General features: G+C 56.3%; 18 protein-coding genes and 1 other annotated feature. Of the genes, 2 read left to right on the top strand and 16 right to left on the bottom strand.

Going from position 1 to position 18,186, the window contains the following annotated elements:
- Nucleotides 1-182: 182 nt before the first annotated feature.
- From ABC395_RS19345 to ABC395_RS19385, 9 genes are all read right to left on the bottom strand, one after another.
- The gene (locus ABC395_RS19345) at nt 183-605 is read right to left on the bottom strand and encodes an organic hydroperoxide resistance protein (protein ID WP_413005553.1); all 423 of its coding nucleotides are present in this window, start codon (nt 603-605) and stop codon (nt 183-185) included.
- A gap of 199 nt (nt 606-804) precedes the next feature.
- Nucleotides 805-1,482, bottom strand: coding sequence for a BofC C-terminal domain-containing protein (locus ABC395_RS19350; RefSeq protein ID WP_413005554.1), 678 nt, complete (start codon nt 1,480-1,482; stop codon nt 805-807).
- A gap of 217 nt (nt 1,483-1,699) precedes the next feature.
- A complete protein-coding gene (locus ABC395_RS19355; protein ID WP_413005555.1) occupies nt 1,700-4,519 on the bottom strand; it encodes a LysM peptidoglycan-binding domain-containing protein in 2,820 nt (939 codons plus the stop codon).
- Nucleotides 4,520-4,806: 287 nt separating this feature from the next.
- Nucleotides 4,807-5,688, bottom strand: coding sequence for a branched-chain-amino-acid transaminase (ilvE, locus tag ABC395_RS19360; protein ID WP_413005556.1), 882 nt, complete (start codon nt 5,686-5,688; stop codon nt 4,807-4,809).
- Nucleotides 5,689-5,696: 8 nt separating this feature from the next.
- Nucleotides 5,697-6,635: a prephenate dehydratase gene (locus ABC395_RS19365; protein WP_413005557.1), complete on the bottom strand. Its 939-nt coding sequence runs from the start codon at nt 6,633-6,635 to the stop codon at nt 5,697-5,699.
- Nucleotides 6,632-7,600: a homoserine kinase gene (gene thrB, locus ABC395_RS19370; protein WP_413005558.1), complete on the bottom strand. Its 969-nt coding sequence runs from the start codon at nt 7,598-7,600 to the stop codon at nt 6,632-6,634. Before thrB ends, ABC395_RS19365 begins: the two co-directional genes overlap by 4 nt.
- Entirely contained in the window at nt 7,600-8,670 is a 1,071-nt protein-coding gene (gene thrC / locus ABC395_RS19375; RefSeq protein ID WP_413005559.1) for a threonine synthase, read from the bottom strand. The genes thrB and thrC overlap by 1 nt, the downstream gene beginning before the upstream one ends.
- Before the next feature lie 35 nt (nt 8,671-8,705).
- Nucleotides 8,706-9,995, bottom strand: coding sequence for a homoserine dehydrogenase (locus ABC395_RS19380; protein ID WP_413005560.1), 1,290 nt, complete (start codon nt 9,993-9,995; stop codon nt 8,706-8,708).
- A gap of 99 nt (nt 9,996-10,094) precedes the next feature.
- Nucleotides 10,095-10,568 (bottom strand): ACT domain-containing protein, encoded by a 474-nt coding sequence (locus tag ABC395_RS19385; RefSeq protein WP_413005561.1) that lies wholly within the window; start codon nt 10,566-10,568, stop codon nt 10,095-10,097.
- Nucleotides 10,569-10,959: 391 nt separating this feature from the next.
- On the opposite strand from ABC395_RS19385, the gene ABC395_RS19390 reads away from it, so the two are divergent.
- Complete coding sequence (locus tag ABC395_RS19390) at nt 10,960-11,466, top strand: NUDIX domain-containing protein (RefSeq protein WP_413005562.1); 507 nt, start codon at nt 10,960-10,962, stop codon at nt 11,464-11,466.
- A 30-nt stretch (nt 11,467-11,496) separates the two neighbouring features.
- On the top strand, nt 11,497-12,867 hold the full coding sequence (locus tag ABC395_RS19395; RefSeq protein WP_413005563.1) for an aldehyde dehydrogenase: 1,371 nt from the start codon (nt 11,497-11,499) through the stop codon (nt 12,865-12,867).
- Nucleotides 12,868-13,088: 221 nt separating this feature from the next.
- On the opposite strand, the gene obgE is transcribed toward ABC395_RS19395, so the two are convergent.
- The 7 genes from obgE to ABC395_RS19430 form a co-directional block, all read right to left on the bottom strand.
- Nucleotides 13,089-14,396 (bottom strand): GTPase ObgE, encoded by a 1,308-nt coding sequence (gene obgE / locus ABC395_RS19400; protein ID WP_413005564.1) that lies wholly within the window; start codon nt 14,394-14,396, stop codon nt 13,089-13,091.
- Between the two features lie 5 nt (nt 14,397-14,401).
- Nucleotides 14,402-14,527, bottom strand: a complete 126-nt coding sequence (locus ABC395_RS19405; protein ID WP_413005565.1) for a hypothetical protein — start codon at nt 14,525-14,527, stop codon at nt 14,402-14,404.
- A gap of 22 nt (nt 14,528-14,549) precedes the next feature.
- Complete coding sequence (locus tag ABC395_RS19410; protein ID WP_413005566.1) at nt 14,550-15,176, bottom strand: Spo0B domain-containing protein; 627 nt, start codon at nt 15,174-15,176, stop codon at nt 14,550-14,552.
- A 170-nt stretch (nt 15,177-15,346) separates the two neighbouring features.
- Nucleotides 15,347-15,658, bottom strand: a complete 312-nt coding sequence (rpmA, locus tag ABC395_RS19415; RefSeq protein ID WP_009675465.1) for a 50S ribosomal protein L27 — start codon at nt 15,656-15,658, stop codon at nt 15,347-15,349.
- Between the two features lie 4 nt (nt 15,659-15,662).
- Nucleotides 15,663-16,010, bottom strand: coding sequence for a ribosomal-processing cysteine protease Prp (locus tag ABC395_RS19420; protein ID WP_413005567.1), 348 nt, complete (start codon nt 16,008-16,010; stop codon nt 15,663-15,665).
- A gap of 11 nt (nt 16,011-16,021) precedes the next feature.
- Nucleotides 16,022-16,333: a 50S ribosomal protein L21 gene (gene rplU, locus ABC395_RS19425; protein WP_009675460.1), complete on the bottom strand. Its 312-nt coding sequence runs from the start codon at nt 16,331-16,333 to the stop codon at nt 16,022-16,024.
- Nucleotides 16,334-16,346: 13 nt separating this feature from the next.
- Nucleotides 16,347-16,440, bottom strand: a sequence feature (ribosomal protein L21 leader region).
- A gap of 496 nt (nt 16,441-16,936) precedes the next feature.
- Entirely contained in the window at nt 16,937-18,100 is a 1,164-nt protein-coding gene (locus ABC395_RS19430) for an Rne/Rng family ribonuclease (RefSeq protein ID WP_413005568.1), read from the bottom strand.
- Nucleotides 18,101-18,186 lie beyond the last annotated feature (86 nt).

Genomic DNA, 18,186 nt, shown 5'->3' on the forward strand with positions numbered 1-18,186 from the left:
AGGCGGTGCAGGCCGTAAATATTCACCGTCTTGTTCACGGTCTATCCGTCCTCTACATTACAGGTATATTCATGACCATGTCCGTCTAAGTCTTTAAAAGAGCCTCCGGATCTCCCCTCCCTCCTGCGCCTGACGCAAAAAAACGGCTTCCTAAAAGGAAGCCGTATCTTCAATCCCGTTCGTTACGCTTCGACAACATCGATAAACACGTCGATATTATCCCGCGTTGCTTTCGAATAAGGGCACACATGATGAGCGGCGGCAACCAGCTCGTTGGCCGTTCCCATTTCAACTCCCGGAATGCTCACTTTGAGTTCGACGGCCAGCTTGAAGCCTCCGTCCTGCTCGTCTTTCCCTATCGTCACGTGAGCCGTTACCCCTGTTTCGGAACGGATCTGTTTTTGCCGCATCACAAGATTCAACGCGCTGTCGAAGCAGGCCGCATACCCTGCCGCAAAAAGCTGTTCGGGATTCGTTGCCGCTCCGCCCGGACCTCCCAGTGCCTTCGGCATTTTGACCTCCAGATTCAGTACGCCGTCATCCGAAGTTACTTTCCCGTTCCGTCCGCCTTGAGCCGTTGCAACCGCTGTGTACAAATGTTCCATAGTTAAACACCATCCCTATAAAAGTTTAAAATGTGAAGGCGCCGCAGGAGGCGCTTCGTTGTATACCCGAATAATAACACACTATTATATTGTATACAATATAATTTTAAACAATTAATTAACCAAAAAAAAATCCCGCCTTTAAAGCGGAACCTTTTTAAGAGATTTTTCGCTAGCGGCGGCTTGTCTCCCCATAGCTTTAGTAATTGGGCGACATCGCCTTCTCGCTCTCCTGTACCGCATAATCGCTGAACGTGGACAAGACGCTGTTGAATTCAGCCACATCCGACACCCGTATTCCTTCATGAAGCTGATGAACCGTTTCTTCGGGCAGGGTGCTTTCGAGATATTGGATATTGAGCTGAAAAAAAGTACGGATCACTTTATCATTAGCCGGCAGTCCGTCAAACAAAGACAAGTTTCCGCTTTCGTCCACACCGAAGTAAGCGCTCTGCTTGCATTTCGGCGACAAATCGTCGATGTGACGGGTAAAAATGACGCTCCCTTCGGAATTCAGGCTTACGATCCAGTCGGGATGTTCTCCGTTCAAAGCCGTAATCTCCTCCGCGGATTTCAGTCCCAGCTCCTGCTGCTCTTCTCCGCACACGTACGAACGCTGTATATAAGTCAGCCGCTGCCCGCCTTCGGAGCGGATTTGCCGGAGCGTTTGTTCCTGCTGGGCTTTCAGAGCCTGGTCGATTTCCGGCGCTGCGGCTTGTCCGAGCGGCGCGGCAGCTTCCTTGTAAGCCGGCTTGGGGAATTCATTGGCAGCCAGCATGTATGCGGCCGCAGCGAGCAGAACGTAACTGCCGAATATCAGCCGTTTGCGTTTGAGACGGATTTTTTTCTTCAATTGCTTCAGCAAGTTGAAAACCATCACGGCAATCCCCTTCTATCCTCTGTTTTTCCTTATTGTGCCCCCCGCCGAAAAGCTTATACATGTATTGCCAGTGTGCCTTGATGCAGGACTTGAACGGGAAAATCAAGACCAAAGACTATTCTGCCGTATGAAAAAGAAAACTCCGGCGTTCCAAAAGGAACTGCCGGAGCTGAAGATCATCCTTAACTTGTTTGGAAAAGCAGTACGGACAGGTCTAGACGTTCATCCAAGGAACATTCGCACTGACCGCCTGTTTCGGTGCGCTGCGGCCCGATTTGCGGATAACCGTGCGTACGGAACTCTTGGATGTTTTGGCCTTTTTGGGAGCGGACGACTTCTTCGCTTTGGCCTCCGGTTCGAAAAAAGAGCCGGATTCATCATCCTGATCGACCAGATGAATTCTCGCTTCATTTTCTCCGGTTCCCTGTGCGGCCTCCTGGAAACCCTCAAAACGGTCAGCGGCCTCCTGGGTCTGCGAACCCGAAACGGCATAAGCCGGTTGAGGGATCGGAGCGTACGGATTCACCGCTCCTTCTTGCCCGCTGCCGTAGCCGTACGGGGCAAGAAACGCGGGCGGGCAGATCCGCTGCCAATCCGGCTGGCCGTAGTTCGTAAACGGCGTGTACGGGGATGGCTGAGCGCCTCCGACATAAGGTGCGAACCCGTAAGGGGATGCCTGGAAGTCAGCCGCTTCCGGTGCCCGGCCGTGCCCCTTTTTCGCTCCTCCGCACCCGCAGCCGCAATCTTTCTTGCCCGTCAACGGCGGGATAGAGGCCAGACCGGCGGTAAAAGCCTGCTGCCCGTAAGGCTGCGGCGCATAGCCCTGCGGCCATCCGCCGCCTTGCCCGTAGCCTCCCGGCGCGTACTGACCTTCGCCCGCCTGCTGCTGCGGTGCATAGCCCTGCGGCCACACGCCGCCTTGCTCGAAGCTTCCCGGCGCGTACTGGCCCTCGCCCGCCTGCTGCTGCGGCGCGAAGCCCTGCGGCCATCCGCCGCCCTGCTCAAAGCCTCCCGGCGCGTACTGGCTCTCGCCCGGCTGCTGCTGCGGCGCGAAGCCCTGCGGCCACACGCCGCCTTGCCCGTAGCCTGCCGGTGCGTACTGGCCCTCGCCCGCCTGCTGCTGCGGCGCATAGCCCTGCGGCCATCCGCCGCCCTGCCCGTAGCCTCCCGGCGCATACTGGCCCTCGCCCGGCTGCTGCTGCGGCGCATAGCCCTGCGGCCATCCGCCGCCTTGCTCAAAGCCTCCCGGCGCATACTGGCCTTCGCCCGCCTGCTGCTGCGGTGCGAAGCCCTGCGGCCATTCGCCGCCCTGCCCGTAGCCTCCCGGCGCGTTCTGGCCTTCGCCCGGCTGCTGCTGCTGCGGCGCATAGCCCTGCGGCCATCCGCCGCCTTGCTCGTAGCCTCCCGGCGCATACTGGCCTTCGCCCGCCTGCTGCGGCGCAAAGCCCTGCGGCCATCCGCCGCCTTGCTCAAAGCCTCCCGGCGCGTTCTGGCCTTCGCCCGGCTGCTGTTGCGGCGCATAGCCCTGCGGCCATCCGCCGCCTTGCTCAAAGCCTCCGAGCGCATATGCGGCTTGCTCCGCCTCCTGCGGCGTCGCATAGCCCTGCGGCCACACGCCTGCCTGCTCGTAGCTCTGCGGCCATCCGCCTACGTGAGCGTAACCGCCTTGCTCAAAGCCGTCATCATGGCCGAACGGCGCGTATGACTCATGGAAGCCCGGCTGGTGTCCGAATACCGGTTTTTCCGCACAATAAGCTCCGTCCGTGTAAGGGGTGTGCAAATCCGGTCCGGATCCCCCACCTCCGTACAAACCGGGCTGGCTTGGAAACCACGGCTGGGACGGATAGGGTTGACCATGAATCTGTCCGGCCGGCTGGATGTATTCTTCCTCAGAGGCGACCAGTTCCTGGTAGGACGGGATGCTCTGCGGAATCTCCACATTCGGATACGGAAGCGTCTGCGGTTGCCCCCAGCCGCCTTCGTAGGCTCCGTGGTCTCCATACGGGACGGGCAGTTCGCCGTCACATCCGCATGGCTCTTTTTTCCATGGCTCCTGATGCTGCCCGTACGGAGATACAAAAGGCGCGTAAGGAGGGCACGGCTGAATCAGCGGAAGTGTCCCCGGATATCCTCCGAAGTGCGGAATCGCTTCCGCCTCTTTTACATAAGACGGATATGGAGCCGGAGCGACGGGCTCGCAAGGGTGCTGGGGCGGAGGCTGCGGTGTGTAAGACGGCAGCTCGACCTGCGGCAGCACAAGTTGGGGCAGCTGGTATTCAGGCACCTGCGGCTGTACCGGAGGCTGCATCGGTGGCTGCGGAGCCGGCTGCACCGGTGGCTGCTCGACAACCGGAAGCTGAACCGGCGGCTCAGGCGGAGCCGGTTGTACGGGAGGCTGCTCGATAACCGGCGGCTGTACCGGAGGCGGCACCGGTTGTACGGGAACCTCTGCCTCCGGCTTCAATTCCACCTTCTCTTCCTGCACCGGCGCGGGTTCCACTATTTCCGGAATCTCATTGATTTCCGGCAGCTCCGGAATCTCCGGAAGTTCGGCCGTTTCCGGCTCCTGTTCTGCTGGTTCGGGCGCGGGAACAGCCGGCTGGATCGGGGAAGTATCCTTCTTGCCGTGAGCTGTTCCGCCATGATGAGGCTGACTTCCTTGCGAACCATCTTTCGCTTGAGACTTTTTCGGAATATAGACCGTTTCGCCGGTCATCAGCACATTCGGGTTTTTGAGCTGGGTATTCGCTTCGATCATTTCCTTGAGCGGAATTCCCCATGCTTTCGATAGCTTCCACAGCGTATCTCCCTGCTGCACAATGTGCTTCACCAGATGATCCGGCACGGGATGATGGGGCGTGTGAGGCTGCTGCGGTTTCGTCGGCGTTCCCGGAATTTTCACCTTTTCACCAACGTTGATTTGGTCCGGGTTCGCGATCTGAGGATTCGCTTCGATCAGCTTATCGAGATCGACGTCGTATTTTTGGGCGATTTTATACAGTGAATCCCCTTTTTTAACCATATGGATTTTCAACGGGTCTTACCTCCCTCTTCTAAGTACGTATCCGTCTTCCCCAATCCGATTGACATTACATCTTATGCAGGCTTATGGGCATTTGACATCCCCTGGGCGAAAAAAAGCCGCGGAAAATTCAAGGGGACAGGCGCAAACACAGCAAATCCGGGCATAAAAAAACCGCTGCCGCAGGAAGTGCCCCTTCCCGGGAAACGGTTTTTGAAAGTTGGTTGAGTCGTTTTGAGAAAAACCGGTCCAACCGATAAAAAATCGGCACCGGATTGAAACGAACCGCGCGAGACGGTTTATTCGTATACTTTAACCCCGTCGACATTCACAATGCTGCGGAATTCCTGCAAAAGCTTCGTCGTGATCGGGCCGGCCTTGCCTTCCCCGATAGTGCGTCCGTCCACTTCGCGAACCGCGATAACTTCGGCGGCTGTGCCCGTAAAGAACACTTCATCGGCCACATACACGTCATGCAGGGTAAACGGCTCTTCCTTCAAGGTGTAGCCTTGGCGCTCGCAAATTTCGATGATCGCCGCACGCGTGATGCCTTCCAGCGCACCGATGTAGCAGGGCGGTGTGAACACGACGCCTCTTTTTACGATAAAAATGTTATCCGAAGAGCCTTCGGCCACATAGCCTTGCGAATTCAGCATGATCGCTTCGCCCACGCCCGCCAGATTGGACTGGATTTTGACGAGAATGTTATTCAGGTAGTTAAGCGATTTGATTTTCGGATTTACCGCGTCGGGAATGTTGCGGCGGCTGGAGACCGAAACGGTTTTGAGACCGTTAACGTAGGCCTCCTCCGGATATATCGACAGCTGCTCCACGATAATGATGACGCTCGCTTTGGGTGAACGGCGCGGATCGAGTCCAAGGTCGCCGGGCCCGCGGGAAACGACGAGACGGATATAACCGTCACGAAGTTCGTTGCGCCGGATCGTCTCCACCAGCGCGTCCTGCATTTCCTGATAGCTAAGCGGGATGTTGAGCATGATCGATTTGGCCGAATCGTAAAGACGGTCGAGATGCTCTTTGCATTTAAAAATGTTGCCGCCGTAAATGCGGATGCCTTCAAAAATTCCATCCCCGTACAAAAAACCGTGATCGTAAACGGATACTTTGGCTTCTTCCTTCGTCACGAAGCTGCCGTCCAGGTAAATCCACTGCTTTGCCATATTCGTTGTTACACCTCCGGGGTTTGGGTTTCGTACTGATACGTCGGGTAGCAGCCCAGAATCCGGACCTGGCAGCCGATCGCTTCGATTTCTTCGAAAGCGGCGCGGACGAGAACCGATTCCAGTGAGCCCTCTACGTCGATGTAAAAATAATAGTTGCCGAGCTTGCGTTTCGTCGGCCGGGATTCCAGCCTCGACAAGTTGATCCGGCGCCAAGCGAAGGCCGACAGCACCTGGTGCAGCGCTCCCGGATAATCTTCGGGCGGCGTGACCAGAATGGTCGTCTTTGTATGGCCGGAGGCCGGCAGCTCAAGCTTTTCACGCCCGATCAGAATAAAACGGGTCGAATTGTCGGGGTTGTCCTGTATTTTCGTCGCGAGAAGATCCATTCCATACATACTTGCGGCATTTGTCGTCCCGATCGCTACCACGTTCGGATCTCCCAGCTCGCTGACAAGCCGGACGCTCTCCCCGTTGGAACCGGTTTGCTCGATCTCCGCCTGCGGCATGTATGTACGCAAAAACTTGCGGCATTGGGCAAGTGCGACCGAATGGGACAGCACTTTGGTAATGCTTGACCAAGAGACGGGCGGGGAGCTTGCCAGTTCCCCGTTCTCCAGCCTCGCCAAGCCGTTCTGGTCATCGGCCGCCCTGTGGGCACTGTCCGGAAGACCGATCAGGTTCATATCTATAGGATAAACCCATTCCACCTGCATCGGCAAATCAACCTCATGAACGAGCCAGTCGATATGCAGGGTAACGGAGCCCTCAATCGTATTCTCAATCGGAATGACGCTGTAATCCGTTTCTCCCGAAGCGGTCGCCAGGAATACATCGGAGATGAGCTTGAACGGCACATACTCGTACCGTTCTCTCCCGAGGAAATGGTGCACGCTCTCTTCGGAGAAAGTACCCGGTCCCAGCATCGCTATCCGTTTCTTCCTCATGCTATTCCGCTCCTCCCGCAAATTCCTCGAAGGACGGTTCCCCGCCCGTCAGTCTTCCAGACGCGGACGCCTTCGCGTGAAGGCCTCAGCCATCTCGTTTCCGCCTCGATACCTTCGGCGCGGAACGTCTCCCGGAGGAACGCTTCCAGTTCCTCCTGTCTTCCCTCGCTCTTATCCGCGAACGCGATAAGAGTCGGTCCCGCGCCGCTGAGCGCAGCTCCCAGCGCGCCGTGGTCGGCCGCTTCCCGGAGAATCTTCTCCATGCCGGGAACGAGAGCCGCGCGATACGGCTGATGAAGCGCATCCTTCATCGCGTGCCGGATCATGCCCAGCTCGCCGGCGGCAAGGGCCGCGACGAGCAACGACGAGTGGCCGATGTTGAAGACGGCGTCTTTCATCGGCACCTCGGAAGGCAGCACCCGGCGCGCAAGCTCCGTGGAGAGCTGGAACGCCGGCACGGCGACCAGCGCCTCCAGACGCTCGTGCGGCTCTATGCGCACGTGCTTCGCCTCGCGGCCGTCCCAGTAGGCCGCGATAATGCCTCCGAACAGCGAGGCGCCGACGTTGTCGGGATGCTTTTCCATGCCGGAGGCGATCTGGAAAAGCTCCTCCGGCGGAAGGTCCGCTCCGCTCAGCGCGTTAGCGGCCGCAAGCGCTCCGACGATAGCGGAAGCGCTGCTGCCCAGCCCCCGCGTGAGCGGAATGTCGCTGTCCATGCGGATGCTCAGCTCCGGCATGGACAAACCCGCGTGATCGTACAAGGTGCGGGCCACTTTGTAGATCAGGTTCGTCTTGTCCGTCGGAATTCCCTGCATATTGCTTCCGAAAAGATCGATCTGTGTCCGGTCCGCTTCGCTCATCTCAATCCGGGCGTACAAATCAAGGGCCATGCCGAGCGCATCGAAGCCCGGTCCCAGATTGGCGGTGCTGGCCGGAACGCGGACGCGTACCGCTGCGGGGGCCATTAGCTGCCCACCTGCTCCAGCTTCCGGATCGCGTCCATGACGGCCGCTTCCGAATCTTCCACGACGAGCGGCTCGGCTTTCACGCTCTGAATGGCGTTGTGCGGATCTTTAAGCCCGTTGCCGGTCAGCACGCACACGACGGATTGTCCCTGCCGGAAGTGTCCTTCCCGCTTCAGCTTGATAACGCCCGCAAGGGATGCAGCCGATGCAGGCTCGGCAAAGATACCTTCCTGCGAAGCAAGCTTGCGGTAAGCCGACAAAATTTCTTCGTCGGTGACATAGTTGATCTGACCGCCGGATTCGTTTGCCGCATTTACGGCTCCGTCCCAGCTTGCCGGGTTGCCGATCCGGATGGCGGTCGCCACGGTTTCCGGGTTGAGGATGGGCTCTCCCTTTACGATCGCCATGGCGCCTTCCGCTTCGAATCCGATCATTTGGGGCAGCGAGGATGATTTGCCTGCCGCCTGATACTCCTTGAAGCCCTTCCAGTAAGCCGTGATGTTGCCCGCATTGCCGACCGGTATCGCCAAATAATCCGGCGCTTTCCCGAGCTGGTCGCACACCTCGAAAGCGGCTGTCTTCTGTCCTTCAATCCGGTAGGGATTAACGGAATTTACGAGTGTAATCGGCTGCTTCGCCGTAATTTCGCGGACAATTTCCAGCGCCCGGTCGAAATTCCCTTCGATGGCGATCACTTTCGCCCCGTAAATGATCGCCTGCGCCAGTTTGCCGAGCGCAATGTTGTTGTTCGGAATAAGCACGATGCAGTTCAGCCCGCCGCGCGCGGCGTAGGCGGCAGCGGCCGCCGACGTATTGCCGGTGGAAGCGCACATGATCGTGGAGCTTCCTTCCTCCATCGCTTTGGCTACGGCCATCACCATGCCGCGGTCTTTGAACGAACCCGTCGGGTTCAGGCCTTCATATTTGACGTAAAGGTCGAGACCCAGCTCCTCCGACAATTTTTCCGCGCGGATAAGCGGGGTGTTTCCTTCGTGCAGCGTAAGCAGCGGTGTTTTTTCCGTAACCGGAAGGTAGGATTTATATTGATGCAGCAAGCCCATGTATCTCATTTTCTTCTGCAGCCTCTTTTCTTAAAAGTTAAAATTTAGCCTTCGACGCGGTATACGCTCTGGATCGTCTGGATGACATCCAGGCTTTCGAATTCGGCCAGAACTTTATTCATGCCCGCCTGGTTGGCGTCGTGGGTAATGATAATGATTTCCGCTTTCGGATTATGCTCGTTCGGATGCTGGAAGACGGACTCCAGGCTGACTTCGTGCTTCGCGAAAATTTGCGTAATCTGGGCAAGAACTCCCGCCTTGTCCTCCACGTGGAGAAGCACGAAATATTTCGAAGAAATTTGCTCGTCCGTTTTCAATTTTTTCTCCAGATAAGGCACCGTGCTGCGCTGGCCGTTTACGCCGAGATTCAGGTTGCGCACGACAGCCACGAGATCCGCCACGACGGAAGTCGCCGTCGGCATTTCACCGGCGCCGGGGCCGTAGAACATCGTCTCTCCCACGGCTTCGCCGTACACGTACACGGCGTTGAACACGCCGTTGACCGAAGCGAGCGGATGCGACGTTTTGACCATGGTCGGCTCGACCGATACGGAGATATGATCGTCATGTTTCTCCGCGATGCCGAGAAGCTTCACTTCGTAGCCGAGCTTTTTGCCGTATTGGATGTCTTCCTTGCTCACACTGGAAATTCCTTTGACCTTCACGTCGGTCAGCGCCACTTCCGAATGGAAGCCCAGCGTGGACAGAATAGTCATTTTGCGGGCGGCGTCCAGTCCTTCCACGTCGGAAGTCGGATCGGCCTCGGCATAACCGAGCATCTGCGCTTCTTTGAGCACGTCCGCGTAAGCGGCGCCTTCCTGGCTCATTTTAGTCAGGATATAGTTTGTAGTACCGTTGACGATCCCCATGATTTTCGTAATCCGGTCCGAAGAGAAGCCTTCCACCAGCGTACGAATAATCGGGATTCCCCCGGCCACGCTTGCTTCATAGAATACATCGCAGCCTTTTTCGGCGGCTTTGGCAAGAATCTCGGGCCCGTGCATCGCCATCAGATCCTTGTTCGCGGTTACGATGTGCTTTCCTTGCTCCAGCGCTTCCAGAATGTACGCTTTCGTATCCTGGACACCGCCCATCACCTCGACGACCACGTCGATTTCAGGATTGCGGATAATGTCCCAAGGCTGGTCGGTAAGCTTCTCGCGGTCGACGGTCACCGAACGCAGCTTGCTCAAATCCTGCACCAGCACTTTTTCCACTACGATGGCGGATCCGGTCTGCTTCTCCAAATCTTCCCGGTGGCCTTCCACAATCCGGACTACACCCGTCCCGACGGTTCCGAGTCCAAGCAAGCCGATTTTAATAGGTTTCTTCATAGTCATAATTCCTCCCGTATACGTGATGTTCTTTTTCTGTTCTTCGAGTTTGTACCCGGCTTTATCCGGTTACCTGTTCTGCCGGCCGGGGCCCGGGAGTTAAATCGAGCTTCCCTGTCCGATTACGGCGGCTTTCTTGACCCCGTCCTGCGATTCCAGCAGTTGTATCAGCTCTTTCGCTTTATCGCCCATCAGGGACGTTTCCACGGAAATGACCACGTTCGCCATTCCCTGCAGCGGAATGCTTTGATTGATCGTCAGCACATTACCTTCCTGTCCGGCAATCAGCGCCAGCACCCGGGACAAAATGCCCGAACGGTGCTCCAAATTCATGGAGATGGTGACAATGCGCTCTTTATCCAGCTTGTTCAGGGGAAATACGCCGTCTTTGTACTTATAAAAAGCGCTCCGGCTCAGCCCTACCTGCTCTACCGCCTCGTGAATCGTTTTTACTTCTCCCCGGGCCAGCAGTTCTTTGGCCTGCACCGTTTTGAGAATGCCTTCGGGCAAAATCTGCTCGTTGACGAGATAAAAGCCGGACTCGCTCCAACCTGCAGCCTGTTTAGGTTCCATTACAGAAAGTCCGTCCTTTCCAGAAAGACGTGTGTTCTTATATAGAGGACATTATACTTCAAATCTACAAATTTCGGCAATAGGAAAATGGCATCGTTTCCGTTCGCCCTGCGGTTTACCCTGATTTCCGCCGATTGAAGAACCCGAATTATTCGCGCCGTACTTCGCTCGGGCCCTTTAATGACCGCTGATTCTATGGAAACCGGCCGGGCTGACCGTTGCCGAAACCGGAAAATTTTCAGACGTCTTTCTTTTTATCGGTTTTTTCTGTGTTCCGTTTGAAAAACAAGCGCCGCTCAGGCACTAAAGGCGTCAAAATGCTTTGCCGACAGGGGTTTGCCTGGCCTTCTTCCCCTATGGTAAGCTGAAAATCAGCAAGGAGGCGACACGTTTGATCACATTGCGATTAATATCCGCCGCTCTTTTGTTCAACAGCCGGGGCGAACTGCTTATGATGAAACGGTCCATGAAAAGGACGCTCTCGCCCGGTATGTGGGCGGCCGTAGGCGGACATTTGGAAAGCTTTGAAATGGCGCGCCCCCGGGCCGCCTGCCTGCGCGAAATCGAGGAAGAAACCGGCATACGCGAGGACGAAATTTCGGGACTCCGTTTGCAGTACATTCTAATGAGGTTAAAAGATCACGATATACGCCAGCAGTTCATTTATATCGGTCATACGGATATCTCTCCACGGATCCGGACCTCCGAAGGCGACCTGCACTGGATCCCGCGGGCCGAGATTCTGAACCGGGAGCTTCCGTTTATTTTCCGCTATGCGCTCCATCATTATTTGTCTTACGGAGACACGCCCCATACGTGGATCGGAACGGCTAGGCTCGGCTCCTCCGGCATTCCTGAAGTGAACTGGACCCCGCTCCAAGATCCCGAAATAACCTGAGTCAACGGACCCGGAAAGGACGAAAATCTCTTGAATCGGATACACGCGCTGCTCGATAAGCAGAGAAACTTTTACGCAACGGGTGCGACCAAACCGCTGAACTTCCGGATGGAACAGCTCCGCCGGTTAAAAGCCATGATCCGGGACCACGAGGAAGCGATTATGGAAGCTTTGAGGCAGGATCTCGGAAAATCCGATTTTGAAGCGTTCGCTACGGAAATCGGTATCCTGCTTGAAGAAATCAATCATGTGCTCAAACATCTTAAACGCTGGAGCAAGCCGCGGCGGGTCAAAACTCCCCTTACGCATATCGGATCGCAGAGCCGCATTTATGCGGAGCCTTACGGCATAGCGCTTCTCATATCGCCGTGGAACTATCCGTTCCAGCTGGCAATCTCCCCTTTGATCGGGGCCATGTCCGCAGGAAACTGCGCGGTACTGAAGCCTTCCGAGCTTGCGCCGCATACATCCGCGCTGCTTGCCCGGCTTCTCGGGCAGACCTTCGGCGAAGAATATGTAGCGGTTATCGAAGGCGGAGTCGAAACGAGCAACGCGCTGCTCGCGGAGAAGTTTGATACGATCTTTTTCACGGGGAGCGTCGGGGTCGGACGGATCGTCATGGAGGCGGCCGCCAAACATCTCACCCCTGTCACGCTGGAGCTGGGCGGCAAAAGCCCCTGCATCGTGCATGCCGACGCCAACATCAGGCACGCGGCTAAGCGCATTGTCTGGGGCAAAACGCTGAACGCGGGACAGACCTGCATCGCGCCGGATTACTTATACGTCCATGAAAGCGTTAAGGATGAGCTGCTGGAGCGGATGAAGGAAGTGGTAGATGCCTTCTACGGCGATCCGCTTGCCGACGGCAGCCCGTATCCGAAGATCATCAATGCCCGTCATTACAACCGGCTCAAAAGCCTGATGGAGGCCGGACAGCTCGTATCCGGAGGAAGAACCGACGACCGCTCTCTCAAAATCGAACCGGCCTTTATCGACGGAGTCGGCTGGGAGGACCCGGTTATGCAGGAGGAAATTTTCGGCCCCCTCCTTCCGGTACTCACCTACCGCAATCTGGAGGACGTGATCCGGGAAGTAAATGCCCGTCCGAAACCGCTTGCCCTGTATGCATTCTCCGAAAGTGAAGAAATTCAGCAGCGGATTATCCACTCGACTTCGTTCGGCGGAGGCTGTATCAACGACACAATCCTCCATATAGCAACTCCGTATCTTCCTTTCGGAGGCGTCGGGAACAGTGGAATGGGCGGTTACCACGGCAAAGCGAGCTTCGATGTGTTCACTCACCGCAAAAGCGTGCTGAAGCAGACGAGCCGCTTCGACCTGCCCTTCCGTTATCCCAATGCCAAAAACGCCTTGAAAAGATTAAGAAGCGTTTATAAATAAGCCGTTATCCGGCTATCCTGCATGAAGTATTATCTTGGCCGGCAGCCTGTTATGTCTTGAAGGATGCGATGCGGGATGATATCGCTGCGCTCTCCATATACGGAATCACCCGTTATAACGGGACAAGCCGGACGATTGCGTTTAAACGAAAGCGATTGACATGAGCCTATTGAAACGATGCCAAAAACCCCCTTGCCCGACGGCAAGGGGGTTTCTTCATTTTAAGATTTTTCTACGAATTCGAATTCATAATCGTTCAGACGGATCGTCTGTCCGTCGACTGCGCCGCGTTCGCGAAGCGCCTTGTCGATCCCCATATTCCGCAGAATCCGGGCGAAACGAAGCACGCCCTCTTCCGTTGTAAAGTTGGTCCGTTTCATCAGTTTCTCGATGCTCGGGCTCTCTACAACGAAAACATCGTTCTCGCGGCGAATAACGAAATCGTTGTCGGGTTCGCTCTTCTTCTCCATCCGGTACACTTTGCGCTCTTCGACTTCCCGTACTTCTTCAAGAAGCGGAGCGTCGGGAATCGCGTCCAGCATATCGGCTACACGGTACAGGAGAGGCTGAATGCCTTCCTTGGTGACGGCCGAAATGGCGAAGATTTCTACCGATTTGCCGTCTTCCTCCATCTGTTGACGGAATGCGGCCAAGTTCTCCTGAGCTTCCGGAATGTCCATCTTGTTGGCGACTACCACCTGCGGACGTTCTTCCAGCTTGGCGTTGTACAGCTTGATTTCCTCGTTGATCTTCTTCCAGTCCTCGTACGGGTCGCGGCCCTCGGTGCCGGCCATATCGACCACGTGCACGATGATGCGCGTTCGCTCGACGTGACGCAGAAATTCATGACCGAGTCCGACACCTTGGCTGGCGCCTTCGATGAGGCCCGGCAGATCGGCCATGACGAAGCTTCTGCCTTCGCCGAGATCGACGACGCCCAAGTTCGGCGTAATCGTCGTGAAGTGGTAGGCTCCGATCTTCGGAGTTGCCGCCGACACGACGGACAGCAGCGTCGACTTCCCTACGCTCGGGAATCCGACAAGGCCTACGTCGGCCATCACTTTGAGTTCAAGAACGACCCAGCGTTCCTGGCCTTCTTCGCCGTTCTCCGCGATTTCCGGAGCGGTGTTCTTGGCCGTGGCGAAACGCATATTGCCGCGTCCGCCGCGCCCGCCTTTGGCAACGACCACTTCCTGCTGATGACGCGTCAGGTCGGCGACGATTTCGCCGGTGTCGTCATCGATAACAAGCGTGCCGGGGGGAACGCGGACGACCATATCGTCCGCATTGGCTCCGTGCTGGCATTTGTTGCGGCCTTTTTCGCCGCGTTTGGCTTTGAAGTGCTTCTGGTAACGGAAATCGACCAGCGTCCGGAGACCTTCGTCCACGCGGAAGATCACATCTCCGCCGTCGCCTCCGTCACCGCCGCCGGGGCCGCCTTCGGGTACATATTTCTCGCGGCGGAACGCGACAAGACCGTCGCCTCCGTCGCCGCCTTTTACATAAATCTTCGCTTTATCTACAAACATGTGCATCACACCTCAACTGATGTCCGGTAAGGCAGCCGCAGGGCGAAGGCCGCCTCCTGTTCCTGATAGTCATTCTGTTCTACAACCGCGGCCAAGGTACGGCCTGTCCCCGATTCCAATGCAAGCGACAAAGCCTCTTCCAGAAAGCTCCGGTTATACGGTCCCTGATATACAAAATCGAGCAGCAGCGAATCCTCTTCGGGAACGAGACTGCATGCTGAGCATGCCGCCTTCTTCATTTTCTCCCGCAGACGCTTGTTTGAAACCTTCAATCAGCTCGGGAATCAACTTGCAAACCGCATCGCCGTCCAGTGCCAGCCTGCGGATATTTACTTCCTGGTCAAGCTCGACTTCCAGCTTCATGTGCCGGCCTCCCGCCTTCGCGGTCAGCAAAAACACGATAAGGCCCGGATCGCCCAGCTTGGCCATAAAGCTCTCATGCTGAAGCTTTCCCATCACGGAGGCGACTACCCCTTGGAGATGATCGTATTTCTTCAATTGAATATACCCGAGCAGTACCTGGATATCGTTCATCCAATCGTGCCGCAGATGATTGATCGTCAGAAGCATCTCCTGCTGTGCGAGCCGCTGAATGCGTGTGCGCTCTTCATCCGCTTCCTTAAGCTTCATCCGGTGCTGCATATACAGAGCCGCTGCAAAACATGCGGCGGTAAAGGCAACCGCGGCCAGACGAAGTCCTGCCGCCATAGGCGCGGCAGCCAGCATTACCAAACCGAGCAGACCCAGCAAGGCTGCCGGTATCCACAACCTGTTCCTCATGTACGCATACGCTCCGTTTCCGACTTCCCATTAGCACATTATACCATTTCCGGTCCCAAAACGCATCCGGCATACAGATGGTCTCAAGATTCCGGATGGATGCCTCTAAAAAGCAAGAAAGCCCCAGCAAACATTACGTCGCCAGGGCTGTACATGCATGAATTTTTAACTTATGCTTCTACAGTAGCCGCTACTGGAGCGGTTTCTACCGGGTAGACGCTAACTTTCTTGCGCTCACGACCCCAACGCTCGAACTTAACAACGCCTTCCACTTTAGCAAACAGCGTGTCATCGGAACCGATGCCCACATTGTTGCCCGGGTGAATTTTCGTTCCGCGCTGACGCACGAGAATGCTGCCTGCGGTAACGGTTTGACCGTCGGCACGCTTAACGCCAAGACGTTTTGCAATGCTGTCGCGACCGTTCTTTGTGGAACCTACACCCTTCTTGGATGCGAATAACTGAAGATCCAATTTCAACATGGTGTCAACCTCCTTCATTATAGGCTGTATGAATTGCTATATAGTCACTGTAGGAACTTGCAATAGTATGAAGCATCACGATCATGGATTCGATGATCAACTGAACCTGAGCCATCTGTGCCGGTTCCGCATCAAGAGGAAGGATAACGTCAAGCCAGCCCTTCTCCATCTCTGTACCCGGTACAACTCCGGTTAGCGCTTCGATCGAATTGACCGTCCCGACCGCAATGGCCGATACCGCGGCGCAGACAAGGTCTTTGCCGGGAACGTCGAATTCCGCATGGCCTTCGACCTGGTACGCTTCTATCGTCGGGTCTTGTTCAGACCGTCTTGAAACCGTAACGTGGATCATCTGATGGCCTCTTAAGCTTCGATTTTCTCGATTACGACTTTCGTGTACGGTTGACGATGACCTTGCTTACGACGGTAGTTCTTCTTCGCCTTGTACTTGTAAACGATGATTTTGCGTCCTTTGCCTTGTTTCTCGACTTTGCCGGAAACTTTAGCACCTTCTACGACTGGAGCTCCTACTTGAAGACCGTTGTCGCCAGAAACAACCAGAACACGATCAAAAGTGACCACATCGCCTGCGCCGGCTTCCAACTTCTCGATGTAAAGAACATCGCCTTGTTGTACTTTGTATTGCTTGCCGCCTGTTTCAATAATTGCGTACATTTCGTTGCACCTCCTCATGTCTCAGACTCGCCAATATCCAGGTGACGTTCAGCGGCAGAGCCTCTGCCCGTGCTTCACAAACCCGATCCGTGCGGTTACAGCGCATGCCTAAAGCAACGCACTCATAGTAGTATAGCAAAAGGGTTCGTCCTTTGCAACGTTTTATTGCAAAGCGCAGGAGGCGATGCTCCCTCGGAAGTTCCGGCCCGGCAAAGTAGCGGAACGCTGTACGGATGACAGGATGCCTGGCCGGGCGCCGGATCAAAAAACAAACCGGACAGCGTGAATTTCCGCTGTCCGGTGTTATCCGCTGCCTTTGCCGTGTTCCGGCTGCCGGCCGTACCGGCTCCGGGTAAGCCAATGCGTACCGGCTTATGCTAGCGGCTTTATGCCAGCCACTTCAAGTTGGCGGCAGTGCTTGTACTTGTACCTATACTTGTGCCTATCAATATGGCATAACGATCGGCAGCTTCGGCACAGGCAGTCCGGCTTGACCCCGGTCGCGCGTGGCGGCCGGGTTTAAACGTGGAGATTTCCGCTTGCGCTTGCGCGTTATTTCCGCTAATCAGTCTAAACAAGCTCCAAGCTATCCGACAATAATTCCTACTTGCGCTTGCGCGTTATCTCCAGCAGGCCGAGCTTTGTCCAGCCGAGGAGTATCGTTTTGGAGCGGTCCTTCTTGACCGCCTCCGTCATGCACTCCAGCACGCGGTCGCGGTGCGCGGACTGCTCCATGTCGATGAAATCGACAATGATGATGCCGCGCAAATTGCGCAGCCGCAGCAGCCGCGGGATCTCGGCGGCGGCTTCCATGTTCGTGCGGAACACGGTCTGCTCCAGGGACGAAGTCCCTGTAAACCTTCCCGTGTTCACATCCACGACCGTCAGCGCCTCCGTCGGGTCGATGACGAGGTAGCCTCCGCTCGGCAGCCAAACCTTGCGGCGCTGCGAGCGGGAAAGCTCTTCGGCGATGCCGAACCGCTCAAAGAGCGGGGTCTCGCCGCCGTCCAGACGGACGCGCGCCGCAAGCTCCGGGCTGCGCTGCCGCAGCAGCCCCTGCAGCTCCGCGCGGACGGCTTCGTCGTCTACCCAGATCTCGAGCACGTCCTCCGTGATCACGTCCCGCGCGAGGCGCGGGAGCAGCTCGAGATCTTGGTAGATGCACGCCGGCGCCCCGCCGGCCGCCGCCCTCTGCCCGATCACCGCCCAGAGCTCCCGGAGATCGAGCAGGTCGCGGCGCAGCTCTTCTTCGCTGCGCCCCTCGGACACCGTGCGGAGAATGAGCCCTTCTTCTCCGCCGCGGAGACTGTCCGCCACCTGCTTCAGGCGGACTTTCTCTTCTTCCGCTTCGATTTTGCGGGAGACTGCCGTATACCCCGCTCCGGGCATATATACCAGCCAGCGGCCGGGGATGGAATAATGGGTCGTGACACGGGCTCCCTTGGCTCCTTCCGGTTCTTTGACAACCTGAACAAGCACCCGCTGGCCCGGCTGAAGAAGATCTCCGATAGGCGGTTTCGTCTTCGGCTGCTTCTGCATATTGACAGGCAATACGTCATCTATGTATAAAAAAGCGTTCTTGTCCAATCCGATATCTACAAATGCGGCCTGCATGCCGGGCAGTACGTTTACCACACGGCCGATGTAAATGCTTCCTGCGCGCTGCGTCTCGCTTGGATGCTGGGACTCGTATTCCACGAGCTTGCGATCTTCGAGAAGAGCCGCCTGAAGCGAAGCCGCTTCGCAGCTTACGATCAATTGTTTCATGGCGTTCACCCCATCATTATTGTACATGAAGGAGGGAAGTTTCGCACTTTACTGAATAAAAGCAGGAAAGCGGGACAGACAGCCAC

The sequence above is a fragment of the Paenibacillus canaveralius genome (assembly GCF_047238265.1).
GTDB lineage: Bacteria > Bacillota > Bacilli > Paenibacillales > NBRC-103111 > Paenibacillus_F.